A 23,671-nucleotide genomic window follows, 5' to 3' on the forward strand; every position below is an offset into this window, starting at 1 on the left:
TGGGTGATTAATCCAATCCGTTGATTCTAATGGAATAAATACGCTGGCTCGGCCTTTGCAGCGTACTGGCTCATACGGGTGACAAGGAGTACGGCATGGCCCGCACCTTTTATGACGAGATGCACCTCGCGAGCGGCGAATGCCGGGCGCATTATCAGGACTTTGCGCGCTGGCTGGCGGATACGCCGTCCGAACTGCTGGCGCAGCGGCGGCGTGAGGCCGATCTGCTGTTCCATCGCGCCGGCATCACCTTCACCCTGTACGGAGACGACCAGGGCACCGAGCGCCTGATCCCCTTCGACATCATTCCACGCAGCATCCCGGCCAGCGAATGGCGGGTGGTCGAGCGTGGCTGCATCCAGCGCGTTCAGGCGCTGAACATGTTTCTCGCCGACCTCTACCACGATCAGCGCATTATCAAGGCCGGGATCATTCCCGCCGAGCAGGTGCTGGCCAACGAGGGCTATCAACTGGCGATGCAGGGGCTCAACCTGCACCGTGACCTGTACGCCCATATCGCCGGCGTCGACCTGGTGCGCGATGGCGATGGCACCTATTACGTGCTCGAGGACAACCTGCGCACGCCCAGCGGCGTCAGCTACATGCTCGAAGACCGCAAGATGATGATGCGCCTGTTTCCCGAGCTGTTCGCCGCCCAGCGCGTGGCGCCGATCGACCATTACCCGAACCTGCTGCTCGACACCCTCAAGACCTCCAGCCCGCTGGACAACCCCAACGTCGTGGTGCTGACGCCGGGACGCTTCAACAGCGCCTATTTCGAGCATGCCTTCCTGGCCCGGGAAATGGGCGTCGAGCTGGTCGAGGGCGCCGACCTGTTCGTCCGCGACGACAGGCTGTTCATGCGCACCACCGCCGGCGCCAAGCAGGTCGACGTGGTCTACCGGCGCCTCGACGATGCCTTCCTCGATCCGCTGGCGTTCAATCCCGAGTCGATGCTCGGCGTCCCCGGGCTGCTGTCCACCTACCGCTCCGGCAATGTGGTGCTGGCCAATGCCATCGGCACCGGGGTGGCGGACGACAAGTCGATCTATCCCTATGTCGGCGAGATGATCCGCTTCTACTTGGACGAGGAGCCGATCCTGAAGAACGTGCCGACCTGGCAGTGCCGCAAGCCCAGCGAGCTGTCCCATGTGCTGGCCAACCTGGGCGAACTGGTGGTCAAGGAGACCCAGGGCTCGGGTGGCTACGGCATGCTGGTCGGGCCGGCCGCGAGCAAGGCGGAGATCGAGGCCTTCCGCCTGCGCCTGATGGCCAAGCCGGAGGCCTATATCGCCCAGCCGACCCTGAGCCTGTCGACCTGTCCGACCTTCGTCGAGAAGGGCATCGCGCCGCGGCACATCGACCTGCGTCCGTTCGTCCTGTCCGGCAAGGAAACCCGCCTGGTGCCCGGGGGCCTCACCCGCGTGGCGCTGCGTGAAGGCTCGCTGGTGGTCAACTCGTCGCAAGGCGGCGGAACCAAGGACACCTGGGTGGTGGAGGACTGACCATGCTTTCGAGAACTGCCTCTGACCTGTACTGGATGTCGCGTTACCTGGAGCGTGCGGAAAACCTCGCGCGCATGCTCGATGTCAGCTATTCGCTGTCGCTGATGCCCCAGGACGGCCGTGGCGACGGCCTGGACGAACTGGCCATGCCGCTGCTGATCACCGGCACCCTGGACGATTACCTGGAGCGCCACGGCCCGCTGCACGCCGAGCGCATGCTGCATTTCTTCGCCCTCGACGCGCAGAACTCCGCCAGCATCTACAGTTGCCTGGGCGCCGCGCGCAGCAATGCCCATGCGGTGCGCGGACGCATCACCGCCGACATGTGGGAGAACATCAACGCCACCTGGCTGGAGATCCGCGGGATCGCCGATCAGGGCCTGGGACGTTACGGCATCAGCCGTTTCTGCGAATGGGTCAAGGAGCGTTCCCACCTGTTCCGCGGCGCCACCTTCGGCACCATCATGCGCGGCGAAGCCTATCGCTTCATCCGCCTGGGCACCTTCATCGAACGTGCCGACAACACCCTGCGGCTGCTCGATGCGCGCTACGAGATGCTCGGCGAGGACATCGACGAGATCGACGGCCGCCCGGCGCGCAGTTACTACCAGTGGAGCGCCCTGTTGCGCGCGCTGTCCTCGTTCGAGGCGTTCGCGGAAATCTATCGGGGCTCGCCCGGCACCCGCAAGGTGTCCGAGTTGCTCCTGCTGCGCCCGGAAGTGCCGCGCTCGCTGCGCGCCTGCATGGACGAGCTGTACCTGATGCTGTCCAGCCTGCCGGGCGACAACGGCCGCCCGGCCCAGCGCCTGGCCGCCGAGCTCGATGCGCGCCTGCGTTACACCAGTATCGACGAGGTACTGGACGAAGGCCTGCACGCCTGGCTGACCGATTTCATCCTGCGGGTGCGCGAACTCGGCCAGGCCATCCACACATCCTATCTGGAGGTCGCATGAGACTGTCCATCAGCCACAACACCACCTACCACTACGATGATCAGGTGCGGGCGAGCATCCAGTACCTGCGTCTGACCCCCCATGACAGCGAGCGCCAGCAGGTGCTCAGCTGGCAACTGGATCTGCCGCGTCCGGTACGCGCCCAGCTCGACCCGTTCGGCAATATCCTGCATGTGCTGACCCTGGACGAGCCCCACGAGTCCATCGTCATCGGCGCCCGGGGCCAGGTCGAGATCGACGAGTCCAGCGAGGCCGAGCACGAGAGCCGGTCGGCGCTGCCGTTCCTGCGCTTCACCCGCCTGACCGAGGCGGACGAAGCGTTGCGCGAGTTCGCCAGCCTGCAATGCGCCAGCCGCCGCGACCGCAACGCGCTGATCGATCTGATGCACGGCCTCAATGTGCACATCAGCTACCTGCCGGGCATCACCGAAGTGGAGACCAGCGCCGCCCAGGCCTTCGCCGGGCGTCAGGGCGTGTGCCAGGACCATGCCCACGCCTTTATCGCCTGCGCCCGGAGCCTGGGTATTCCGGCGCGTTACGTGTCCGGCTACCTGTTCACCGACAACCGCGACCACCTGGCCAGCCATGCCTGGGCCGAGGCCTGGCTGGATGACGCCTGGTACAGCTTCGATGTCACCAACTGCCTGGCCAAGCCCGAGCGCCACCTGAAGCTGGCGGTCGGCCTGGACTACCTCGATGCCTGTCCGGTACGCGGCATGCGCCGTGGCGGTGGCGGCGAACGTATGCAGGCGCGGGTCGAGGTCGCGCCGCTGCTGCTCACCCAGGAGCAGCAGTAGGGCGCCTAGGCGCCACGGAGCGGCAAGCTACAGGAAGCGAAAAGCGCAGGCGTTGCTTCCAGTTTGCCGCTGATGACTGCTTGCGCGCTCCCTGATTTGCGCTGAAACGCCAACAGCCCCTAGGATGCGGGTTTGCCGTCGAGGGGATGGGCCATGCTGGCCGAGTTGTTCGCAGTGCTGGCGCCGGTGCTGATCGTCGCCGGAATCGGTTATGCCTGGACCCGTAGCGGACAGCCCTATCCCACGGATTTCATCGCCCGTCTGGTGCTTGCCATCGGTACGCCGTGCCTGGTGCTGTCGACGCTGAGCCGCGCCGATCTGGATCCGCGCGCATTCGCCCACATGGCGCTGGCCTGCGTGCTGGTGACCGCGAGCATGGGCCTGATCGGCCTGCTGTTCAGTCGCCTGTTCCGCCAGCAGTGGAAGGTGCTGGTGCCGGCCTTTCTGTTTCCCAATTCCGGCAACATGGGGCTGCCGATCAGCCTGTACGCCTTCGGCGAGCATGGCCTGGCCCTGGCGGTGGCGTTCTTTCTGGTGCTGGCGATCTTCCAGTTCAGCGTGGGGATCGTGCTGTCGGGCAATGCCATGTCGATCGGCGATCTGCTACGCAACCCGATCATGATCAGCCTGGTCCTGGCCATGCCGATCATCTTCCTCGACCTGCAGTTGCCGCGCTGGCTGGGCAATACCGTCGACCTGCTCGGCGGCATGACCATTCCGCTGATGTTGCTGACCCTGGGCGTATCGCTGGCCAGCATTCGCCTGCATCACATCGGCAACGGGCTGTTGCTCGGCGCGCTGCGTATCCTGCTCGGCGCGGCCGTCGGCTGGGGGATCGGCGCGGCCCTGGCGCTGGAACCGCTGACCCATGGCGTGCTGGTGGTGCAGTCGGCGATGCCGGTCGCGGTGTTCAACTACCTGTTCGCCGTGCGCGCCAACCGCTCCCCTGAGCAGGTGGCCAGCCTGGTGCTCTGTTCGACGCTGCTGACGTTCGTGCTCCTGCCGCTGATTCTCGCCTGGTGGATGCCGCTGCTGACGTGAGCGACGGGCTCAGCCGATCATCCTGCTGAGGTTGGGCAGGATCAGAATGACGGTGGTCGCGAAAAGGATCAGTCCCGCCTGCCGGTATTTTGGCTCCTTGAACATGGCCGTTCACCTTGTGTTTTAGTTATCTGGCCTACCGGCGAAAGGCGGCGGCCTCACCGGGAATCCGCGCGCTGGCAAGAGCGGCAGCGCATAACTCCACTCTAGGAGCAACGCCGGGTTTCTTTAGACGAGTTGGTTACTGAATCATGCCTTTCTTGCGCCCTCGAGTTATGCGTTGGCCGCAATCCCATGGCTCACCCCCGCGCCAGACAGCGCGCGAAGCAACGCCAGCCGCGCGAGGCGGAGTCGACCGTTCGTCAGAGGAGGGTGGGGAGGGTATCGGGAGGCCGGCAGGCGGGGATAGACCCGGCGTCGCTCAGCAGGTGGCAGGCGCTGCCTGGGGCAGGGCTGGCGGCCCGAGCAGGTCGGCCATAGCAGAAGGCGTTTCGACCAGGTGCCCGTCACCCATCAGAAGCGGAGGAAGCCGGCCCGCAGGGGCCGGTTCCTGGCGGTACGCGGCTAATCAGTCGTCGAGTTGTTCGCGGATCAGCTTGCCGGATTTGCCATCCACACGGAATTCGTACAGACGATTGTCCTGTTTCAGGCCTTTGCCTTCCCAGTAGCCATCGTCGTCGGCTTCGATCTTGTGAATCTGGGTGAAACCGGCCTGCTTGGCGCTGGACAGGGCCTGGTCGATGCTGATCCAGTCAGCGCCCGGGCGGTCGGCCATGGCGACGCCGGCACTCAGGGCGGCAGCGGCGGTCAGGGCAGTCAAAGTCTTCTTGAGCATCGTGAACTCCTTGTATCCTATGGGATTACGCCTGTGACCAGGCGCTGAATCTTCGAAGCGCGCGACAGGGCTTTAGTTCAGGGAAAAGCGCTTTGCGCGCATTGCTTGCCGCCCACGGCCAGGCCGGGCGGCAACGAATGCGGCGTCTCGATGCTCATTTGCAGCCGTTGGCCTCTTGCCTTGGTCTGCGCCCGCAGGCACGCTTGAGCGGTGCCCATTCTTTCGTCGTGTTTCAGGTATTTGCCCCATGCCGTTGCAGATCTGCATTCTGGAAACCGACATCCTGCGCCCCGAACTGGTCGATCAGTACCAGGGTTACGGCAGGATGTTCGAGCAACTCTTCGCCAAGCAACCCATCGCCGCCACCTTCAGCGTGTTCAACGTGATGAATGGCGATTACCCGCCGGCCGACGCGCGTTACGACGCCTATCTGGTCACCGGTAGCAAGGCCGACTCCTTTGCCAGCGATCCCTGGATCGAGACCCTCAAGGCCTATCTGCTGGAGCGTTATGTCGCTGGCGACAAGTTGCTGGGCGTCTGTTTCGGCCATCAGTTGCTGGCGCTGCTGCTGGGCGGCAAGGCCGAGCGCGCCCCGCAGGGCTGGGGAGTGGGCATCCATCGCTACCGTCTGGCCGAGCAGCCCGAGTGGATGAGCCCGGTGCCGGAAGAGCTGACCCTGCTGATCAGCCACCAGGATCAGGTTACCCGCCTGCCGGAGCGGGCGACGCTGCTGGCTTCCAGCGAATTCTGCCCGATCGCGGCCTATCGCATCGAGGATCAGGTGCTGTGCTTCCAGGGACATCCGGAGTTCATCGCCGATTACTCCAGGGCGTTGCTGGACATCCGCCAGCAGCACATCGGCGAGACGGCCTACCGCAGCGGTATGGACAGCCTGCAGCACGAGCACCATGGCCATCTGGTCGGCGAGTGGATGATGCGTTTCGTCAGCCATGGACGCATGGCCTGATCGGGCCGTTGCAAGCACTCTCTACCCCGGCTCCTCGCCCTCCGGAAGAGGGGAGCGAAGCGGGATTCGTGTGTGATCCTACCTAAGGATCTCAAAACGAAAACGGCCCGAATGGGCCGTTTTCGTCATTGCCGGGCGCTTCGCGTGGAAGCCGCCGGGTTCAGGCGGGTTTCACTGCGCCGCGGCGGCAGTCTCTGCCTGTGGCGCTTCTTCCTCGGCCTGTTCCGGCTCGACCTCGACGTAGGTCAACTGCAGACGCTCGCTGCTCCAGGCGCGGGTCTTGTTGGTCAACTCGAGGTTGTTGTTCAGGGTCTGCCCGTAGGAGGGGATGATTTCCTTCAGCTTGGCCTGCCACTCCGGCGTCTTGATCTTGTCCTTGAAGGTCTTTTCCATCAGGTGGAGCATGATCGGCGCGGCGGTGGAAGCGCCTGGCGAGGCGCCGAGCAGGGCGGCGATGGAGCCGTCTTCGGCGCTGACCACTTCGGTACCGAACTGCAGGACACCACCGAGCTCAGGGTCTTTCTTGATGATCTGCACGCGCTGGCCGGCCTGCACCAGTTCCCAATCCTTGTCCTCGGCCTCGGGGAAGTAGTCGCGCAGCGAGTGCATGCGGTCTTCCTGGCTGAGCATCAACTGGCCGATCAGGTAGGTGCTGAGCGACATGTTGTCGAGACCGGCTTGGGTCATCGGAATGATGTTGCGGGTGGTCATGCTGCTGAACATGTCCAGCAGCGAGCCATTCTTCAGGAACTTGGTGGAGAAGGTGGCGAACGGCCCGAACAGGATGACCTTCTGGCCATCGATCACGCGTGTGTCCAGGTGCGGAACCGACATGGGCGGCGAGCCGACCGAGGCCAGGCCATAGACCTTGGCCTGGTGCTTGGCGACCACTTCAGGGTTGCGCGTGACCAGGAACGACCCACCCACCGGGAAACCGGCGTAGCCATCCGCTTCGGGGATGCCGGATTTCTGCAGCAGCTTGAGGGCGCCGCCGCCGGCTCCGATGAAGACGAACTTGGCATTGACGGTACTCAGTTTGTCGCCATTGGCCAGGTCGGCCACGGTGACGTTCCAGGTGCCGTCGTCGGCGCGGCTGATGTCGCGCACTTCATGCTGTACATGCAGGCTGAATTCGTCCTTCTGCGACAGCGAGTCGATCAGCTGGTTGGTGATCTCGCCGAAGTTGACGTCGGTGCCGATCGCCACGCGGGTGGCTGCCAGCTTCTCGCCCGGCTCGCGGCCTTCCATCACCAGGGGCACCCACTGCTTGATCTGCTGCGGGTCCTCGGAGAACTCCATGCCGCGGAACAGCGAGCTGTGCTGCAGGGCGGCATGACGCTTCTTGAGGAACTCGGTGTTCTTGTCGCCCCATACGAAGCTCATGTGCGGCACGTTGTTGATGAACGATTTCGGGTTGTTCAGCACCCCTTGCTCGACCTGGTAGGCCCAGAACTGCTTGGAGATCTCGAAGGACTCGTTGATCGCCACGGCCTTGCTGATGTCGATGCTGCCATCGGCCTTTTCCGGGGTGTAGTTCAGCTCGGCGAAGGCCGAATGGCCGGTGCCGGCGTTGTTCCAGGGGTTGGAGCTTTCATTGGCAATCTGGGGCAGGCGCTCGTACAGGTCGATCTTCCAGCTCGGCTCCAGCTCGTTGAGGTAGGTGCCGAGGCTGGCGCTCATGATGCCCCCGCCGATCAGCAGGACGTCCACGGATTTTTCCGGTTCGGGCTGCTTGGCGCAGCCAAGCGCGCTCAAGCACAGTAGGGACAGCAGGAGTTTTTTCATTAGACAGACCATTTCAAGAAAGAGGGCGCATGGTGTTCGTGCGGCATCGGTGCGTACCTGCTCCGGCGACCTCGCTGCCTTCCGGGCGTGGTTGCGTGGAGCCAGGGGCGCCTGATGGAGCACTGCAGGTATCGCCATGCCGAGTTGTCTGGTTCCGTTCTGCGAAACCGCTCAGGCCCGCTGCCTTTGTGGAGCACGGGCTCTTTGTCACCCGGGTGCGCGCTTGCGTCGCAGGTGAGCGGCCCTTAAAGCAAAACTGGTGCCTAAAACAGGCAGATCGCCAGGACTATGATCTGCGTCAATGTTTGTTGCAGGGTTTTGCTATGGATGAGGCGGTTTTCCGCCATCCGGTCAGGCATTTCTTCGATGAAATGGCGGTTTTTCGCCTAGTTGCTGCTGCCTCCGCCGATGCTGCCTCCCACGGAACTGCCGGTTCCGCCCGATCCGGCGGGGGCCGACGGGACGCCCCGGTTACCGCTCGGGGCTCCCGGCGCGCCGGTCGAGCCTTCCTGGCCGGTGGTCGGCGTGCCGGGCGTCACCGTCGAACGTTCCTGGCCGGTGGTCGGCGTACCCGGGGTAACCGTGGAGCGCCCCTGGCCGTTGTTCGGATCGACGACACCCGGTGCCTGGGGGTTGCCGACGTTGCCCGGCGCGTTCCGGGTATTGGGCGCCGGCTGGTTCATGCCGTTGTTGACGTCGCTTCCAGCCGGGGGCTGGCCGGTGCGCTCGCGCACCATTTCCTCGCCGATCCTGTCGCGCTGCTGCTGCAGGGTCAGGCCGTCGTCGTCGGCATGGGCCGCCTGGCAAATCACGGCTGCGAGTACGCAGGCCGACGCTTGGAATCTGTTCATCACCGTCTCCGCTGTGGGCATGTAGTCAGGTGACCGGAGGCGTGAGCGCAACGTTCAGGCAATCTGCCGAAGGGCGGTCGCTGGGTGGGGCGGGTGCGCTACAGGGCAAAACCTACGGCAAGCGTCTACCCTGTAGCTGACCGGAAAGCGGGCGCTCTGGCCTGCCTCTTTGCGCTTCTACGACCAAAGGAGGGGTATTCTCTGCGCCCTGGGGGCATTCCGCTGCCGCCAGATGCTTTCTAAGATCGAACCTTGGCCTGTTCTGCATTGCAGAACACAGGCTCCCACCACAAGAGAGGTCAGCATCATGATTTATGCCAAACCGGGTACGCCAGGCGCCGTCGTTTCCCTCAAGCCGCGCTATGGCAACTACATCGGCGGCGAATTCGTCGCACCGCTCAAGGGCGAATACTTCACCAATACCAGCCCGGTCGACGCTTCGGTGATCGGCGAGTTTCCCCGTTCCAGCGCCGAGGATGTCGATAAGGCGCTTGATGCTGCCCACGCTGCCGCCGACGCCTGGGGCAGGACTTCCGCCCAGGATCGTGCCCTGGTGCTGCTGAAGATCGCCGACCGTATCGAGCAGAACCTCGAACTGCTGGCCGTCGCCGAGACCTGGGACAATGGCAAGCCGGTGCGCGAGACCCTGAATGCCGATGTGCCCCTGGCCGCCGACCATTTCCGCTATTACGCAGGCTGCATACGCGCCCAGGAAGGCGGTGCCGCTGAAATCAACGAACATACCGCCTCCTATCATTTCCATGAGCCACTGGGGGTGGTGGGGCAGATCATTCCGTGGAATTTTCCGCTGCTGATGGCCGCCTGGAAACTGGCTCCCGCCCTGGCCGCCGGCAACGCCATCGTGCTCAAACCGGCCGAGCAGACCCCTTTGTCGATTACCGTGTTCGTCGAGCTGGTCGGCGACCTGTTGCCGCCCGGGGTGCTGAATATCGTCCAGGGCTTCGGTCGCGAAGCCGGTGAGGCCCTGGCCACCAGCAAACGGATCGCCAAGATCGCCTTCACCGGATCCACGCCCGTGGGCTCGCACATCCTCAAATGCGCGGCGGAGAACATCATTCCCTCCACCGTCGAGCTGGGCGGCAAGAGCCCGAACGTGTTCTTCGAGGACATCATGCAGGCCGAGCCAGCCTTCATCGAGAAGGCTGCCGAAGGTCTGGTGCTGGCCTTCTTCAACCAGGGCGAGATCTGCACTTGCCCGTCACGTGCGCTGGTACAGGAGTCCATCTATGAGGAGTTCCTGGCTGTGGTGCTGAAGAAAATCGCGCAGATCAAGCGCGGTGATCCGCTGGACACCGAGACCATGGTCGGCGCCCAGGCCTCCGAGCAGCAGTTCGACAAGATCCTCTCGTATTTCGAGATCGCCCGCGAGGAAGGCGCCGAACTACTGACCGGTGGTGGCGTGGAGAAGCTGGCCGGCGACCTGGCCAGCGGTTATTACGTACAGCCGACCCTGCTCAAGGGGCACAACAAGATGCGGGTGTTCCAGGAGGAAATCTTCGGCCCGGTGGTCAGCATCACCACCTTCAAGGACGAAGCCGAGGCCCTGGCCATCGCCAACGACACCGAGTTCGGCCTGGGCGCCGGGGTATGGACGCGCGATATCAACCGCGCCTATCGCATGGGTCGTGGCATCAAGGCCGGGCGCGTGTGGACCAACTGCTACCACCTGTATCCGGCGCATGCCGCCTTCGGTGGCTACAAGAAGTCCGGTGTCGGCCGCGAGACGCACAAGATGATGCTCGACCACTACCAGCAGACCAAGAACCTGCTGATCAGCTACGACATCAATCCGCTGGGCTTCTTCTGAGTCGCGCACTCGACCCGTTCGGCGCACTCGCTCCAGTACGCAGGCGGGCCTCCGGGCCCGCCCTGTTGGCTGGCAGAACGGTAACCGCTCGATCGCAACGCGGCTTCGGCCGCGTTTTTCATGTGCGTCCGGCATGGGCGCAACTCGTGGGTGAAGGTCCCGCCGTAAGCCGATCACCGCGAGCGAAATGAAGCGCAACGGCATGGGGGCGCCCGTGAACCGAAGTCATGAGCCGATGTGCAGGAATCGAATAGTCAGGCGGAGCAAACGCGCGAATTAGAGACCGGTCGCACACCGCCAGGAAGGGCATAGTGCTACCATCACCGCCGCCTTTCGCAGTCCCGCACTCGTTGCAGAGGTTATTTGCCAGGAAGGCCGAACATTCAAATCATGGACAGGTATTGAGCAGACGATGAAAAAAATAGCAGGAATAGCCGCGGGCGTCGTGGTGGCGCTTGGCGTGATCGGCACGGCCGGAGCCTGGTATACCGGTACCCAGTTGCCGGGTGTATTGCAAAGCGCCATTGCGCAAGCCAACCAGCAGAGCCAGGACGCGCTGCTGGGTTCGGGAATCACCGCCAAGCTGGAATTGCTGTCGCTGGAAACTCGTCTGTTCAGCAGTATTGCTCACTACCGCATCGCCATCGACGCGCCAGCCTATAAAAAGGTGCCCGCGCATCTGGAACTTCTGCTGGTGGACAACATTGAGCACGGTCCGCTGCCCGCGTCGCGCCTGAAGCGCCTCAACCCGTGGCCGGTCATGGCTGTCAGCAACTACGAGCTGGAAGCCAATGAACTCACCCGGAAGTGGTTCGACGCCGCCGGAGGCGCTGCGCCGCTTGGCGGCCAGGCCAGCCTGGGCTACGACGGTTCGACCACCGGCACCCTGGTGTTCACGCCCCTGGACTTTGCTCCGACGCCGACCTCGACGGTCAGGTTCTCCGGCCTGGCGCTGGATGTCGAAGCCAGCAAGCACGCGACGAAAGTAGTGGTGACCGGCGGTATGGACAGTCTGCTTGTCAGCGCTGCCGACGGCGGAGAAACCCCCATCCGGGCCGAGCTGCGGGGCTTGACCCTGAACAGCGATCAGCGCCTGGGCAGCGGCGATTTCTACCTGGGGGACAGCAACCTCAAACTGGCCACCGCGCAGATCACGCTGGGCGACCAGCCTGCCGTGCTGATCAAGGATCTGTCGCAGTTCGGCAGTCTGCAAGAAGCCAGCGGCTTGCTGGCCGGGCGCCTGGGTTACGACATCGGTATGGTCAGCTATGACGGCAAAGACCTGGCCGGCATGCACATGCTCTGGTCGCTGAAGGACCTCGATGCGGCTGTGGTGCAATCGTTGCTCGAGCTGTATCGCGAGAAGCTCACGTCCATCCAGCAGGCCCAGTCCCTTGGTCAGGACGTAGCGGACCTGGACTTTTCGCCCGCTGACGAAGCGCGCCTGAAGACCGACTTCGAAAGGCTGCTGAGCGCCAGGCCGCAAATCGCTCTGGAAAAATACAGCATCAGAAGCAGCAGCGGCGAAGCGTCGCTGAGCATGGCGGTAGACCTGAACCAGCCCGAGTCGTTCGAGCTACCGCCGCCCGAGCTGGTCAGGCAGATGATCGCGAAGGTGGATGCCAGGCTGTCCATCGCCAAGGCCATGATTGGCGATGGCGTTCGGGCCCAGGCAATGTTCGGCGGCGAAACGGATGCCAAGGCTATCGAGGACCAGGCCGCCATGTTCACTGAAATGGGCAGTGGCATGGCCCTTGGAACCGGCCTGCTGACCCTGGAAGGCGACACGCTGCAAGCGTCGCTGCACTACGCCAATGACAAGGTGACCTTCAATGGCCAGGACATGACCGTCGAAGAGTTCGCCATGTTCGTCATGTCCAAGGCCAATGGCCTGGGCGGTGGCGGCCTGGGTGGTGACGATCAGCCGCAATACGACGAAGCGGATGAAGCCTACCCCGAAGGGGGCATAGACGACTGGGACGATGCGCAAGAACAGCCTGACGAGGCTCCTGAAGAGCAGTAAGTTCGAGTGCAACGTGCAAAAGGTTTAATGCCGGCCAGTCAAGCATTTGGCCCGAAAAGCGGCGGTTTGCCCTGGCCCTGTAGGAGCCGCGACCTCGCGGCGATTGGCGGCCATGACACGCTTCGTGCGACGACCACCCTCGCATCGCGCCGAGGTCGACGCTCCCACACGGGCGACGGTTTGCCACTCTTTCGTACATGCTTACCGGGCCGCCTGCATGGCCAGGCAGGTATCGAGCATGCGGTTGGAAAAGCCCCATTCGTTGTCGTACCAGGCCAGCACCTTGACCAGCCGGCCATTCACCTTGGTGTGGTTGGCGTCGAAGATCGCTGACAGCGGGTTGTGGTTGAAGTCGCAGGACACCAGCGGCAGGCTGTTGTAGCCCAGGATCGGGGAGCGCTGGCTGGCGGCCAGGAGCAGGGCGTTGATCTCCTCGGCGCTGGTCTCGCGCTGCACCTGCAGGGTCAGATCCACCAGCGATACGTTGATCAGCGGCACCCGTACCGCCATGCCGGTCAGGCGCCCAGCCAGTTCCGGCAGCACCAGGCCCACGGCTTCGGCGGCCCCGGTCCTGGTGGGGATCATCGACTGGGTTGCCGAACGCGCGCGGAACGGGTCGCTGTGGTAGACGTCGGACAGGTTCTGGTCGTTGGTATAGGCATGGATGGTGGTCATCAACCCGCTTTCGATGCCCAGCTCGCGCTGCAGCACCTGGGCCACCGGCGCCAGGCAGTTGGTGGTGCACGAGGCGTTGGAGACGATCTGTTGCGAGGCACGCAGGACGTCGTGGTTGACGCCGTACACCACGGTGGCGTCGGCGCCCTTGGCCGGTGCCGAGATGAGCACCCGGCGGGCGCCGGCCTGCAGGTGCGCGGCGGCCTTGTCGCGGTCGGTGAACAGGCCGGTACACTCGAACACCACGTCGATGTCGAGCGCCTTCCAGGGCAGTTCGGCCGGATTGCGCAGGGCGCTGACGGCGATGCGGTCGCCGTTGATCGCCAGATCCTGACCGTCGACCTCGATTTCACCGTCGAAAATGCCGTGTACGCTGTCGTACTTGAGGAGATGGGCGTTCATCGCACTGTCGCCCAGGTCGTTGATCGCCACCACCTGCAGGTGTTCGCGGTACGACTGGGTATACAGTGCGCGGAGAACGTTGCGGCCGATACGACCGAAACCGTTGATGGCAATTCGCAGAGTCATGGGAGTTGGCCCTCGGTTTGTTGTTTTAAAAACAATATTGTTCTTATTGAAGTAGAAAACAAGCATCTTTGCTGGCAGTATTTTGGTAAAAATACAATTCTAAAAGCTACCCGTTAGCCTGGAGTCGATACCATGCACCCCCGCATCCTCGAGGTAACCGAGCGCCTGATCGCCCGCAGCCAAGCCACCCGCGAGCGTTATCTGGCGCAGATGGCCGCCGCGGCCAGCCAGGGGCCTCACCGCGGCAGCCTGCAGTGCGCCAACTTCGCCCATGGCGTGGCGGGCTGCGGCTCGAGCGACGACAAACAGCGCCTGCGCCTGATGAACGAGGCCAACGTCGGCATCGTCTCGGCCTATAACGACATGCTCTCGGCCCACCAGCCCTACGAACACTTCCCGGAAATGATCAAGCAGGCCTTGCGCGAAATCGGCTGCGTCGGCCAGTTCGCCGGCGGCGTGCCGGCGATGTGCGACGGGGTGACCCAGGGCGAGCCGGGCATGGAGCTGAGCCTGGCCAGCCGCGAAGTGATCGCCATGTCCACCGCCGTGGCCCTGTCGCACAACATGTTCGACGCCGCCTTGCTGCTGGGCATCTGCGACAAGATCGTGCCCGGGCTGATGATCGGCGCGCTGCGCTTCGGCCATCTGCCGATGGTCTTCGTGCCGGGTGGGCCCATGCCCTCGGGCATCCCCAACAAGGAAAAGGCCGAGGTACGCCAGCGCTACGCCGAGGGCAAGGCGACCCGCGAACAACTGCTCGAATCGGAGATGAAGTCCTATCACAGCCCCGGCACCTGCACCTTCTACGGCACCGCCAACACCAACCAGGTGGTGATGGAGATCATGGGCCTGCACCTGCCCGGCTCCTCGTTCGTCAACCCCTATACGCCGCTGCGCGATGCCCTGACCCGCGAAGCGGCGCGCCAGGTCACCCGGCTGACCCAGCAGAACGGCGATTACCTGCCGCTATGCCGGATCATCGACGAGAAGGCCATCGTCAATTCGGTGGTGGCGCTCAATGCCACCGGCGGCTCGACCAACCACACCCTGCACATTCCGGCCTTCGCCCGCGCCGCCGGCATTCAGTTGACCTGGCAGGACATGGCCGATCTGTCCGCGGTGACCCCGACCCTGGCCAAGGTCTACCCCAATGGCCAGGCCGACGTGAACCACTTCCACGCCTGCGGCGGCGTTCCCTTCATGGTGCGCACCCTGCTCGAAGCCGGCCTGTTGCACGAGGACGTGTACACGGTGGTGGGGCAGGGCCTGTCGCGCTACACCCGCGAGCCGTTCCTCGAGGACGGCGAGCTGGTCTGGCGCGAAGGCCCGCAGCAGAGCCTGGATCGCGCCATCCTGCGCGCGGTGCCGGAAGCGTTTTCCGCCGAGGGCGGCTTGCGCGTGCTGCACGGCAACCTCGGTAGCGGCGTGGCCAAGGTCTCCGCCGTGGCGCCGGAGCACCAGGTGGTGCAGGCGCCGGCGCGGGTATTCGAGACCCAGTCCGATCTGGCCGAGGCGTTCAAGGCCGGTGAGCTGGAAAAGGATTTCGTCGCCGTGGTGCGTTTTCAGGGGCCCAAGGCCAACGGCATGCCGGAGCTGCACAAGCTCACCCCCTATCTCGGCGTGTTGCAGGATCGCGGCTTCAAGGTGGCGCTGGTCACCGACGGGCGCATGTCCGGCGCTTCGGGCAAGGTGCCGGCGGCCATCCATGTCAGCCCCGAGGCCTGGGATGGCGGGCCGCTGGCCAGGGTGCGCGACGGCGACGTGATCCGCGTCGACGGCGTGCAGGGCTCGCTGCAGGTGCTGGTCGATGCCGCCACCTGGGAGGCCCGTGCATGCGCCCCGCGCCCGGAGGGTACCGGCATCGGCTGCGGGCGCGAGCTGTTCGCTTTCATGCGCGCGGCGTTCAGCCCGGCGGAGCAGGGCGCCAGTGTGTTCAGCGCGGAGCTGGAGAGCTTGCGATGAGCCTGGCGCTGGTCGGCGATATCGGTGGCACCAATGCGCGCTTCGCCCTGTGGCGCGACGAGCGGCTGGAGTCGGTGCGGGTCTCGGCCACGGCCGATTACCCGACCCTGGAACTGGCCATTCGTGCCTATCTGGATGCGTTGGGGCTGGCCCCGGGCGCCGTGGATACGGTGTGCCTGGCCTGTGCCGGTCCGGTCGACGGCGATCTGCTGCGCTTCACCAACAACCAGTGGCGTATCAGCCGCACGGCGTTCTGCGCCGAGCTGCAGGTGCGCGAGCTGCTGCTGATCAACGATTTCTCGGCCATGGCCCTGGGCATGACCCGCCTGCAGGAGGGCGAGCGCATCAGCGTCTGCCCGGGCACGCCGCAGGCGGATCGCCCCTGTGTGGTGATCGGCGCGGGCACCGGCCTGGGCGTCGGCACCCTGCTGGCGCTGCCGGGTGGTGGCTGGCACGCGTTGCCGGGCGAGGGCGGGCATGTCGACCTGCCGATCGGCAGTCAGCGCGAGGCGCAGATCTGGCAGGCCCTGCAGCGACAGATCGGGCATGTCAGCGCCGAAGGCGGTGCGCTCAGTGGCAACGGCCTGCTGGCGCTGTACCGGGCGGTCTGTGCCGTGGATGGCCAGGCGCCGCTGCTGCACAGCGCGGCGCAGATCACCCGCGCGGCGCTGGAGGGCGAAACCCTGGCCGCGGGCGTGCTGGAGCAGTTCTGCTGCCTGCTGGGACGGGTCGCCGGCAACAACGTGCTGACCCTCGGGGCGCGCGGCGGCGTGTACATCGCCGGTGGCATGGTGCCGCGCTTCGCCGAGTTCTTCCTGGCCAGCGGCTTTTCCCGCAGCCTGCGCGACAAGGGCTGCATGAGCGATTATTTCGACGGGGTTCCGGTTTGGCTGGTGACTGCCGAGTATCCTGGGCTGGTGGGCGCCGGGGTGGCGGTGCAGCAGGCGCTGGCGGGTCGTTGAAAAGCGACCTCGGCTTTGGCTTCCTGCGTCGCTCTACCTTCTGCATCCATGCAGTCGTGCGGCGCCATCGACAAGAACAAGAAGGGACATCGATATTTGAGCACTTCCGGAAAATCCATCCTGCTGGTCGACGACGACCAGGAAATCCGCGAGCTGTTGCACACCTACCTGAGCCGAACCGGCTTTCAGGTGACTACCGTAGCCGATGGCGCCGAGTTCCGCCGGGGCCTGGCCGAGCACAATGCCGATCTGGTGATCCTCGACGTCATGCTGCCCGACGAGGACGGTTTCAGCCTGTGTCGCTGGGTACGCGAACACCAGCGCTTCGCCCAGGTGCCGATCATCATGCTCACGGCCAGCTCGGACGAGGCCGACCGGGTCATCGGCCTGGAACTGGGCGCCGACGACTACCTGGGCAAGCCGTTCAGCCCGCGCGAGCTGCTGGCGCGGATCAAGGCCCTGCTGCGCCGGGCGCATTTCAGCCAGGAGCGCGCCGGCGAGGTGCTGTGGTTCGACGACTGGCGACTGGATATGGTCAGCCACCGGCTGTTCAACGTCGACGGCGAGGAGGTGATCCTCTCCGGTGCCGACTTCGCCCTGCTCAAGCTGTTCCTCGACCATCCGCAGCAGATCCTCGACCGCGACACCATCGGCAACGCCACCCGTGGTCGCGAGGTGATGCCGCTGGAGCGCATCGTCGACATGGCGGTCAGCCGTCTGCGCCAGCGCCTGCGCGACACCGACAAGCCGCCACGGCTGATCCGCACCGTGCGCGGCAGCGGCTACCTGCTGGCGGCCCAGGTTACGGCGCACGCCCTCGATGCGCGCTAGCTGGCGCCGGCTGCTGCCGGTTCCGCGGTCGCTGCTGGGACGCATGCTGCTGTTGACCCTGCTGGCGGTGTTCGTCGCCCAGGCCCTGTCCAGCGCCATCTGGTTTTCCCAGCTGCGCGCCACCCAGCTCGAAGGCCTGGTCACCAGCGCCCGCAGCCTGGCGCATTCGATGGCCGCCAGCGTGCGCTACTTCCGCTCCCTGCCGGTGGCCTACCGGCCGCTGGTGCTCGACCAGTTGCGCAGCATGGGCGGCACGCGCTTCGTCGTCAGCCTCAACGACCGTCCGCTGGACATGCAGGTGCTGCCCTCGACGCCGCGCAAGCAGGCGGTGCTGGACACGGTGGGCGAGGTGTTGCGCCAGTCCCTGGGCAATACGGCCGATATCTCCGTGACCTTCGTCGGCCCGGATGACCTGCGCATTTTCAACGGCGGCCTGAAGCTCGACGAGTTGCCGCGTTCCTGGGCCCATTACGCGCTGACCCTGGAGCCGGTCAACCCGCCGGTGCTGGTCACGCAGATCCAGCTGGCGCCCGGTGAATGGCTGTACATCGCCTCGCTGCTCCCCGAGCCCTATACCAGCCTGGAAGATCAGGGCCTGCCCGCCCAGCAGTTGTGGTTCATCGTCCTGACCAGCGCCTTTCTGCTGCTGTTCATCGGCATGCTGGTGCATTGGCAGAGTCGTCCGCTCAAGCGCCTGGCCAGGGCGGCCCGGCACATGTCGCTGGGCGCCGAGGTCGAGCAGGTGGCCGAGGGCGGGGGCCGCGAAGTGGTCGAGGTGGGGCGCGCCTTCAACGCCATGCGTGAGCGCATCAGCCGCTACCTGACCGAGCGCAGCCAGTTGTTCAGCGCCATTTCCCATGACCTGCGCACGCCCATCACGCGCCTGCGCCTGCGTGTCGAACTGCTCGACGACGAGGTTCTGCAGAGCAAGTTCGGCCGCGACCTGGACGAGCTGGAGCTGCTGGTCAAGGGCGCCTTGCAGTGCGTCAAGGACACCGACATCCACGAGAACATCGAACCGGTCGACCTCAACCAGTTGCTCAATTGCGTGGTCGAGCCCTACCTGGCGCCCGGCGGCAATGGCCGCGTGACCCTGGACGGCCAGGCGCAGGCGAGCTATCTGGGCAAGCCCCTGGCGCTCAAGCGCTGCATCGGCAACCTGGTCGACAATGCCCTCAAGTACGGGCAGAACGCCCACCTGCACATCGAGGACGATGACAGCGCCTACATCCTGCATGTCGACGACGAAGGGCCGGGGGTGCCCGAACAGCGTCTGGAGAAGGTCTTCGAACCGCATTTCCGCCTGGCCGGGCAGCAGCAGGGCTACGGCCTGGGGCTGGGCATCGCGCGCAACATCGCCCACAGCCATGGCGGCGAAGTGACCCTGCGCAATCTGCGCGAAGGCGGCCTGCGCGTCACCCTGTACCTGCCGCGCAGCGCCGACTGAGCCGGTGGTCTTCGTCACCGCTCGGTGACATTTCTCGCCGGCTTCGTTACCTGCGTGCCGGGGCATCCTGGTTAGACTCGCTGCCATCCTCCGTGCACGGACATAACAACAATGAACAGACCTGCATTGCCGTTCAGCAGTTGGCTGAATTCATCCGCCCATCAGGCCTGGCTGAGCGCGGAAGGGCGACGCCTGCTGGCCTTCGCCCGGGCCTCGCGCATGGCCCAGGGTTTCGCCGCTCTCGATGCGGCGGGTCGTCTGCCGCCTGCCGCGCGCGCGGAGCTGATCCATACCACGCGCATGACCCACTGTTTCGCCATGGCCCACATACAAGGCGTTCCCGGACATGGCGAACTGGTCGATCACGGCATCGCCGCGCTCGCGGGGGCGCTGCGCGACGCCGAGTTCGGCGGCTGGTACGCGCTGGCGGACGTGCCGGGCGACAAGTCGGCCTACCTGCATGCCTTCGTCGCCCTGGCCGCCAGTTCCGCCTGCGTGGCGCAGCGGCCGGGCGCGCAGCGCTTGCTGGATGAGGCGCTGCAGGTCATCGAACGGCATTTCTGGTGCGAGGAGCAGGGCGCGTTACGCGAAAGCCTGTCCCGCGACTGGCAGGCAGAAGAAGCCTACCGTGGCGCCAACAGCAACATGCACGCCACCGAGGCGTTCCTCGCCCTGGCCGATGTCACCGGCGACGTCCTCTGGTTGCGCCGCGCACTGCGTATCGCCGGGCGCCTGATCCACGTGCATGCCGCGGCCAGCGGCCATCGGGTCATCGAGCATTTCGACCAGGCCTGGCAACCCTTGCCGGATTACAACGCCGACAACCGCGCCGACCCGTTCCGCCCCTATGGCAGTACCCCCGGCCACAGCTTCGAATGGGCGCGCCTGCTGTTGCACCTGGAGGCGGCGCTGAGGCGTGCCGGGCTGGAGGTGCCGTCCTGGCTGCTGAGCGATGCCCGGGGCCTGTTCGACAGTGCCTGCCGCCATGCCTGGGCGGTGGATGGCGCGCCGGGGCTGGTGTACAGCCTGGACTGGGATCGCCGGCCAGTGGCCAGGGCGCGTCTGCACTGGGTGCATGCCGAGGCCATCGCCGCCGCCGCGGCCTTGCTCGGCAGAACCGGCGAGCCGCAGTACGAAGGCTGGTACCGGTGTTTCTGGGATTTTTGCGAGACCCATTTCATCGACCGCCATCACGGCAGTTGGCATCATGAACTCGATAGCAACAACCGCCCCGCGGCCAGTATCTGGCCGGGCAAGCCGGATCTCTACCACGCCTACCAGGCGCTGTTGCTGCCCCGTTTGCCGCTGGCGCCGAGCCTGGCCACGGCGCTGGCCGCCATGTAACGGCGCGGTGACATTTGCGCATCCCTTCGTTACCTCTGCGGTACCGGGCTCTGCTTAGAATCCATGCAGCGCAAGCAGCAGACTTGCATGCATAACAACAAGAAAAGGTATTCAAATGAACGCGATGACTCGCCTCGCCACTGTTGTTTCCCTCGCTTCCCTGTTTCCTCTCCATGCCCTGGCCGCCGATGCCAAAGGTACCGTCGAGGTCGTCCACTGGTGGACCTCCGGCGGTGAAGCCAAGGCGGTCAGCGTTCTGCGCGAGCAGGTGGAAAAACAGGGCTTTACCTGGAAGGACAGCGCCGTGGCCGGCGGTGCCGGTTCGGCGGCCATGACCGTGCTGAAGACCCGCGTGGTGTCCGGCAACCCGCCCGGTGCCGCGCAGATCAAGGGGCCGGACCTGCAGGAGTGGGGCGCGCTGGACCTGCTCAGCCCGCTCGACGAGGTGGCCAAGGCCAATGACTGGGACGGGCTGCTGTCGAAAACCGTTGCCGACACCATGAAGTACGACGGCCATTACGTCGCCGTGCCGGTGAACATCCACCGGGTCAACTGGCTGTGGATCAACCCGCAGGTGTTCGAGAAGGCCGGTATCGACAAGGCGCCGACCACCCTGGACGAACTCTACGCCGCCGGCGACAAGCTCAAGGCAGCCGGTTTCGTGGCCCTGGCCCACGGCGGTCAGCCCTGGCAGGACGGCACCGTGTTCGAGGGCCTGGTGCTGGCCATCATGGGCGCCGACGGCTACCACAAGGCCTTCGTCGAGAACGACGAGGCGACCCTGACCAGCGCGCAGATGACCGAGGTGTTCACCGCGCTGAAGAAGCTCTCCACCTACATGGACGACAACCGCGCCGGCCGTGACTGGAACCTGGCCACGGCCGAGGTCATCGACGGCAAGGCCGGCATGCAGATCATGGGCGACTGGGCCAAGAGCGAGTGGACCGCCGCCGGCAAGGTCGCGGGCCAGGATTACCAGTGCGTGCCGATGCCCGGCACCGCCGGCAGCTACACCTACAACATCGACTCGATGGCCATGTTCAAGCTGAAGAACGAGGGCGACATCGCGGCGCAGAACACCCTGGCCAAGACCGCCCTGGAGCCGGAGTTCCAGTACGTGTTCAACCAGAACAAGGGCTCCATCCCGGTACGCTCCGATCTGGACATGAGCAAGTTCGACAGCTGCGCCCAGGCCTCGATGAGGGATTTCCAGGAGGCCGACCGCAACGGCAAGCTGGAGCCGAGCATGGCCCACAGCATGGCCACCAACCTGGCGGTGCAGGGCGCCATCTTCGATGTGGTGACCAACTTCATGAGCGAAAGGAACGCCGACCCGAGCAAGGCCGGCGCGCAGATCTACTCGGCGATCAAAGCGGCCCAGTAACGCACCGGGCCGCTGCGGTTCGTCCGCGGCCCACCTCTTGTCGTGAGCGCCTGCGACATGGCCTGGCCATGTCGCGGGAGGCGTGCGGCCCGGATTTCACTTCTCCACCCTGGAGGCGAGTTCGATGGCGGTATTGACCAAGGCCTCACCCTTGGATGCGCTGCAACGCTGGCTGCCCAAGCTGGTATTGGCGCCGACCATGTTGATCGTGCTGGTCGGCTTCTACGGTTACATCCTCTGGACCCTGGTGCTGTCCTTCACCAACTCCAGCTTCATGCCGAGCTACAAGTGGGTCGGCCTGCAGCAGTACGTGCGCCTGCTGGACAACGATCGCTGGTGGGTGGCGAGCAAGAACCTCGCGGTGTTCGGCAGCCTGTTCATCGGCATCAGCCTGCTGCTCGGGGTGTTTCTCGCCGTGCTGCTGGACCAGCGCATTCGCCGCGAGGGCTTCATCCGCACCATCTACCTCTACCCGATGGCGTTGTCGATGATCGTCACCGGCACCGCCTGGAAATGGCTGCTCAACCCCGGCCTGGGGCTGGACAAGATGCTCCGCGACTGGGGCTGGGAGGGCTTTCGCCTGGACTGGCTGGTGGATCAGGAGCGGGTGGTGTACTGCCTGGTGATCGCCGCCGTGTGGCAGGCCTCGGGGTTCGTCATGGCGCTGTTCCTGGCCGGGCTGCGCAGCGTCGATCAGTCGATCATCCGCGCCGCCCAGGTCGACGGTGCGAGCCTGCCGACCATCTACCTGCGCATTGTCCTGCCCAGTCTGCGCCCGGTGTTCTTCAGCGCCTTCATGATCCTCTCGCACATCGCCATCAAGAGTTTCGACCTGGTCGCGGCGATGACCGCGGGCGGCCCCGGTTACGCCTCCGACCTGCCGGCGATGTTCATGTATTCCTTCACCTTCAGCCGTGGACAGATGGGCATCGGCTCGGCCAGCGCAATGATGATGCTGGGCGCGATCCTGGCGATCCTGGTGCCGTACCTGTACTCCGAACTGAGGAACAAGCGCCATGACTGATGCGAGCGTCGCGCAGCGACGATCTTCCGATGACCTTCTCCCCTCGGGAGAAGGTGGCGCGAAGCGCCGGATGAGGGTGATCAGCCCAAGTCGTGTGGCCATCCACGCCACCCTGCTGCTGGCCGCGGCGGTGTACCTGGTGCCGTTGGTGGTGATGCTGCTGACCAGCTTCAAGACCCCGGACGACATCCGCAGCGGCAACCTGCTGAGCTGGCCCCAGACGATCGATGCGATCGGCTGGATCAAGGCCTGGGACATCGTCGGTGGCTACTTCTGGAACTCGGTGAAGATCACCGTGCCGGCGGTGCTGATCTCGACCTTCATCGGCGCCATGAACGGCTACGTGCTGTCGATGTGGCGCTTCCGTGGTTCGCAACTGTTCTTCGGCCTGTTGCTGTTCGGCTGCTTCCTGCCGTTCCAGACGGTGTTGCTGCCGGCCTCGTTCACCCTCGGCAAGTTCGGCCTGGCCAACACCACCGCCGGCCTGGTGCTGGTGCACGTGGTCTACGGCGTGGCCTTCACCACGCTGTTCTTCCGCAACTTCTACGTGAGCATTCCCGATGCCCTGGTCAAGGCCGCGCGCCTCGATGGCGCCGGTTTCTTCACCATCTTCGGGCGGATTCTGCTGCCCATGTCGCTGCCGATCATCATGGTCTGCCTGATCTGGCAATTCACCCAGATCTGGAACGACTTCCTCTTCGGCGTGGTGTTCGCCAGCGGCGATGCGCAACCGATCACCGTGGCCCTCAACAACCTGGTCAACACCAGCACCGGGGCCAAGGAATACAACGTGGACATGGCCGCGGCGATGATCGCCGGGCTGCCGACCCTGCTGGTTTACGTACTGGCCGGGAAGTACTTCCTGCGCGGCCTCACCGCCGGCGCGGTAAAGGGTTGAAAGCCGCCGCGCGCCGGTCGGGGAGCCTGGC

The 23,671-nt window shown here is 64.9% G+C and carries 19 protein-coding genes; 15 read left to right on the forward strand and 4 right to left on the reverse strand.

The window, feature by feature from the left end; genetic code table 11:
• Window positions 1–95: 95 nt before the first annotated feature.
• From DNK34_RS06175 to DNK34_RS06190, 4 genes are all read left to right on the forward strand, one after another.
• Window positions 96–1,505 carry a circularly permuted type 2 ATP-grasp protein gene (locus tag DNK34_RS06175; protein WP_131173461.1) on the forward strand — a complete coding sequence of 470 codons (1,410 nt, stop codon included), beginning with the start codon at window positions 96–98 and terminating at the stop codon, window positions 1,503–1,505.
• 2 nt (window positions 1,506–1,507) lie between these two features.
• The gene (locus tag DNK34_RS06180) at window positions 1,508–2,458 is read left to right on the forward strand and encodes an alpha-E domain-containing protein (RefSeq protein WP_131173460.1); all 951 of its coding nucleotides are present in this window, start codon (window positions 1,508–1,510) and stop codon (window positions 2,456–2,458) included.
• Window positions 2,455–3,255, forward strand: a complete 801-nt coding sequence (locus DNK34_RS06185; protein ID WP_131173459.1) for a transglutaminase family protein — start codon at window positions 2,455–2,457, stop codon at window positions 3,253–3,255. The genes DNK34_RS06180 and DNK34_RS06185 overlap by 4 nt, the downstream gene beginning before the upstream one ends.
• Window positions 3,256–3,408: 153 nt before the next feature.
• Window positions 3,409–4,296, forward strand: a complete 888-nt coding sequence (locus tag DNK34_RS06190; protein WP_131173458.1) for an AEC family transporter — start codon at window positions 3,409–3,411, stop codon at window positions 4,294–4,296.
• Window positions 4,297–4,864: 568 nt separating this feature from the next.
• Here DNK34_RS06190 and DNK34_RS06195 read toward each other — a convergent pair.
• Window positions 4,865–5,131 carry a PepSY domain-containing protein gene (locus DNK34_RS06195; RefSeq protein ID WP_131173457.1) on the reverse strand — a complete coding sequence of 89 codons (267 nt, stop codon included), beginning with the start codon at window positions 5,129–5,131 and terminating at the stop codon, window positions 4,865–4,867.
• 247 nt (window positions 5,132–5,378) lie between these two features.
• Here DNK34_RS06195 and DNK34_RS06200 point away from each other — a divergent pair, with 247 nt between their 5' ends.
• On the forward strand, window positions 5,379–6,098 hold the full coding sequence (locus tag DNK34_RS06200; RefSeq protein ID WP_131173456.1) for an amidotransferase: 720 nt from the start codon (window positions 5,379–5,381) through the stop codon (window positions 6,096–6,098).
• Between the two features lie 171 nt (window positions 6,099–6,269).
• Here DNK34_RS06200 and DNK34_RS06205 read toward each other — a convergent pair whose 3' ends face one another.
• Together DNK34_RS06205 and DNK34_RS06210 are read right to left on the reverse strand one after the other, a co-directional pair.
• Window positions 6,270–7,883 carry a malate:quinone oxidoreductase gene (locus DNK34_RS06205; RefSeq protein WP_131173455.1) on the reverse strand — a complete coding sequence of 538 codons (1,614 nt, stop codon included), beginning with the start codon at window positions 7,881–7,883 and terminating at the stop codon, window positions 6,270–6,272.
• 386 nt (window positions 7,884–8,269) lie between these two features.
• Window positions 8,270–8,734, reverse strand: a complete 465-nt coding sequence (locus tag DNK34_RS06210; protein WP_131173454.1) for a hypothetical protein — start codon at window positions 8,732–8,734, stop codon at window positions 8,270–8,272.
• 307 nt (window positions 8,735–9,041) lie between these two features.
• On the opposite strand from DNK34_RS06210, the gene exaC reads away from it, so the two are divergent.
• Window positions 9,042–10,562 carry an acetaldehyde dehydrogenase ExaC gene (gene exaC / locus DNK34_RS06215; RefSeq protein WP_131173453.1) on the forward strand — a complete coding sequence of 507 codons (1,521 nt, stop codon included), beginning with the start codon at window positions 9,042–9,044 and terminating at the stop codon, window positions 10,560–10,562.
• 412 nt (window positions 10,563–10,974) lie between these two features.
• Entirely contained in the window at window positions 10,975–12,585 is a 1,611-nt protein-coding gene (locus DNK34_RS06220) for a YdgA family protein (RefSeq protein ID WP_131173452.1), read from the forward strand.
• A gap of 201 nt (window positions 12,586–12,786) precedes the next feature.
• On the opposite strand, the gene gap is transcribed toward DNK34_RS06220, so the two are convergent.
• Window positions 12,787–13,788, reverse strand: coding sequence for a type I glyceraldehyde-3-phosphate dehydrogenase (gene gap, locus DNK34_RS06225; RefSeq protein WP_131173451.1), 1,002 nt, complete (start codon window positions 13,786–13,788; stop codon window positions 12,787–12,789).
• 132 nt (window positions 13,789–13,920) lie between these two features.
• Between gap and edd the strand changes: the two genes are divergently transcribed.
• From edd to DNK34_RS06265, 8 genes are all read left to right on the forward strand, one after another.
• Entirely contained in the window at window positions 13,921–15,750 is a 1,830-nt protein-coding gene (edd, locus tag DNK34_RS06230) for a phosphogluconate dehydratase (RefSeq protein WP_131173450.1), read from the forward strand.
• Complete coding sequence (locus tag DNK34_RS06235) at window positions 15,747–16,712, forward strand: glucokinase (RefSeq protein ID WP_131173449.1); 966 nt, start codon at window positions 15,747–15,749, stop codon at window positions 16,710–16,712. The genes edd and DNK34_RS06235 overlap by 4 nt, the downstream gene beginning before the upstream one ends.
• A gap of 96 nt (window positions 16,713–16,808) precedes the next feature.
• Window positions 16,809–17,543, forward strand: coding sequence for a response regulator (locus tag DNK34_RS06240; RefSeq protein ID WP_131173448.1), 735 nt, complete (start codon window positions 16,809–16,811; stop codon window positions 17,541–17,543).
• Window positions 17,533–18,990 (forward strand): ATP-binding protein, encoded by a 1,458-nt coding sequence (locus DNK34_RS06245; protein WP_131173447.1) that lies wholly within the window; start codon window positions 17,533–17,535, stop codon window positions 18,988–18,990. Before DNK34_RS06240 ends, DNK34_RS06245 begins: the two co-directional genes overlap by 11 nt.
• Window positions 18,991–19,101: 111 nt before the next feature.
• Window positions 19,102–20,334 carry a D-mannose isomerase gene (locus DNK34_RS06250; protein ID WP_131173446.1) on the forward strand — a complete coding sequence of 411 codons (1,233 nt, stop codon included), beginning with the start codon at window positions 19,102–19,104 and terminating at the stop codon, window positions 20,332–20,334.
• Window positions 20,335–20,449: 115 nt separating this feature from the next.
• A complete protein-coding gene (locus DNK34_RS06255) occupies window positions 20,450–21,718 on the forward strand; it encodes an ABC transporter substrate-binding protein (RefSeq protein ID WP_131173445.1) in 1,269 nt (422 codons plus the stop codon).
• A gap of 124 nt (window positions 21,719–21,842) precedes the next feature.
• Window positions 21,843–22,742, forward strand: coding sequence for a carbohydrate ABC transporter permease (locus DNK34_RS06260; RefSeq protein WP_131173444.1), 900 nt, complete (start codon window positions 21,843–21,845; stop codon window positions 22,740–22,742).
• A 70-nt stretch (window positions 22,743–22,812) separates the two neighbouring features.
• Complete coding sequence (locus tag DNK34_RS06265; RefSeq protein ID WP_131173443.1) at window positions 22,813–23,640, forward strand: carbohydrate ABC transporter permease; 828 nt, start codon at window positions 22,813–22,815, stop codon at window positions 23,638–23,640.
• Window positions 23,641–23,671: the final 31 nt, after the last annotated feature.

This window comes from Phytopseudomonas dryadis (assembly GCF_004327355.1).
GTDB classification, from domain to species: Bacteria; Pseudomonadota; Gammaproteobacteria; order Pseudomonadales; family Pseudomonadaceae; genus Aquipseudomonas; species Aquipseudomonas dryadis.

What these genes read in the sequence shown, in the direction of transcription:
- DNK34_RS06220 (WP_131173452.1), top strand. Translation starts at nt 10,975, where the DNA reads ATGAAAAAAATAGCAGGAATAGCCGCGGGCGTCGTGGTGGCGCTTGGC.
- DNK34_RS06200 (WP_131173456.1), top strand. Translation starts at nt 5,379, where the DNA reads ATGCCGTTGCAGATCTGCATTCTGGAAACCGACATCCTGCGCCCCGAA.
- DNK34_RS06250 (WP_131173446.1), top strand. Translation starts at nt 19,102, where the DNA reads ATGAACAGACCTGCATTGCCGTTCAGCAGTTGGCTGAATTCATCCGCC.
- exaC (WP_131173453.1), top strand. Translation starts at nt 9,042, where the DNA reads ATGATTTATGCCAAACCGGGTACGCCAGGCGCCGTCGTTTCCCTCAAG.
- DNK34_RS06255 (WP_131173445.1), top strand. Translation starts at nt 20,450, where the DNA reads ATGAACGCGATGACTCGCCTCGCCACTGTTGTTTCCCTCGCTTCCCTG.
- DNK34_RS06245 (WP_131173447.1), top strand. Translation starts at nt 17,533, where the DNA reads ATGCGCGCTAGCTGGCGCCGGCTGCTGCCGGTTCCGCGGTCGCTGCTG.
- DNK34_RS06205 (WP_131173455.1), bottom strand. Translation starts at nt 7,883, where the DNA reads ATGAAAAAACTCCTGCTGTCCCTACTGTGCTTGAGCGCGCTTGGCTGC.
- DNK34_RS06210 (WP_131173454.1), bottom strand. Translation starts at nt 8,734, where the DNA reads ATGAACAGATTCCAAGCGTCGGCCTGCGTACTCGCAGCCGTGATTTGC.
- DNK34_RS06185 (WP_131173459.1), top strand. Translation starts at nt 2,455, where the DNA reads ATGAGACTGTCCATCAGCCACAACACCACCTACCACTACGATGATCAG.
- DNK34_RS06180 (WP_131173460.1), top strand. Translation starts at nt 1,508, where the DNA reads ATGCTTTCGAGAACTGCCTCTGACCTGTACTGGATGTCGCGTTACCTG.
- DNK34_RS06195 (WP_131173457.1), bottom strand. Translation starts at nt 5,131, where the DNA reads ATGCTCAAGAAGACTTTGACTGCCCTGACCGCCGCTGCCGCCCTGAGT.
- DNK34_RS06235 (WP_131173449.1), top strand. Translation starts at nt 15,747, where the DNA reads ATGAGCCTGGCGCTGGTCGGCGATATCGGTGGCACCAATGCGCGCTTC.
- gap (WP_131173451.1), bottom strand. Translation starts at nt 13,788, where the DNA reads ATGACTCTGCGAATTGCCATCAACGGTTTCGGTCGTATCGGCCGCAAC.
- DNK34_RS06175 (WP_131173461.1), top strand. Translation starts at nt 96, where the DNA reads ATGGCCCGCACCTTTTATGACGAGATGCACCTCGCGAGCGGCGAATGC.
- DNK34_RS06190 (WP_131173458.1), top strand. Translation starts at nt 3,409, where the DNA reads ATGCTGGCCGAGTTGTTCGCAGTGCTGGCGCCGGTGCTGATCGTCGCC.
- edd (WP_131173450.1), top strand. Translation starts at nt 13,921, where the DNA reads ATGCACCCCCGCATCCTCGAGGTAACCGAGCGCCTGATCGCCCGCAGC.
- DNK34_RS06265 (WP_131173443.1), top strand. Translation starts at nt 22,813, where the DNA reads ATGAGGGTGATCAGCCCAAGTCGTGTGGCCATCCACGCCACCCTGCTG.
- DNK34_RS06260 (WP_131173444.1), top strand. Translation starts at nt 21,843, where the DNA reads ATGGCGGTATTGACCAAGGCCTCACCCTTGGATGCGCTGCAACGCTGG.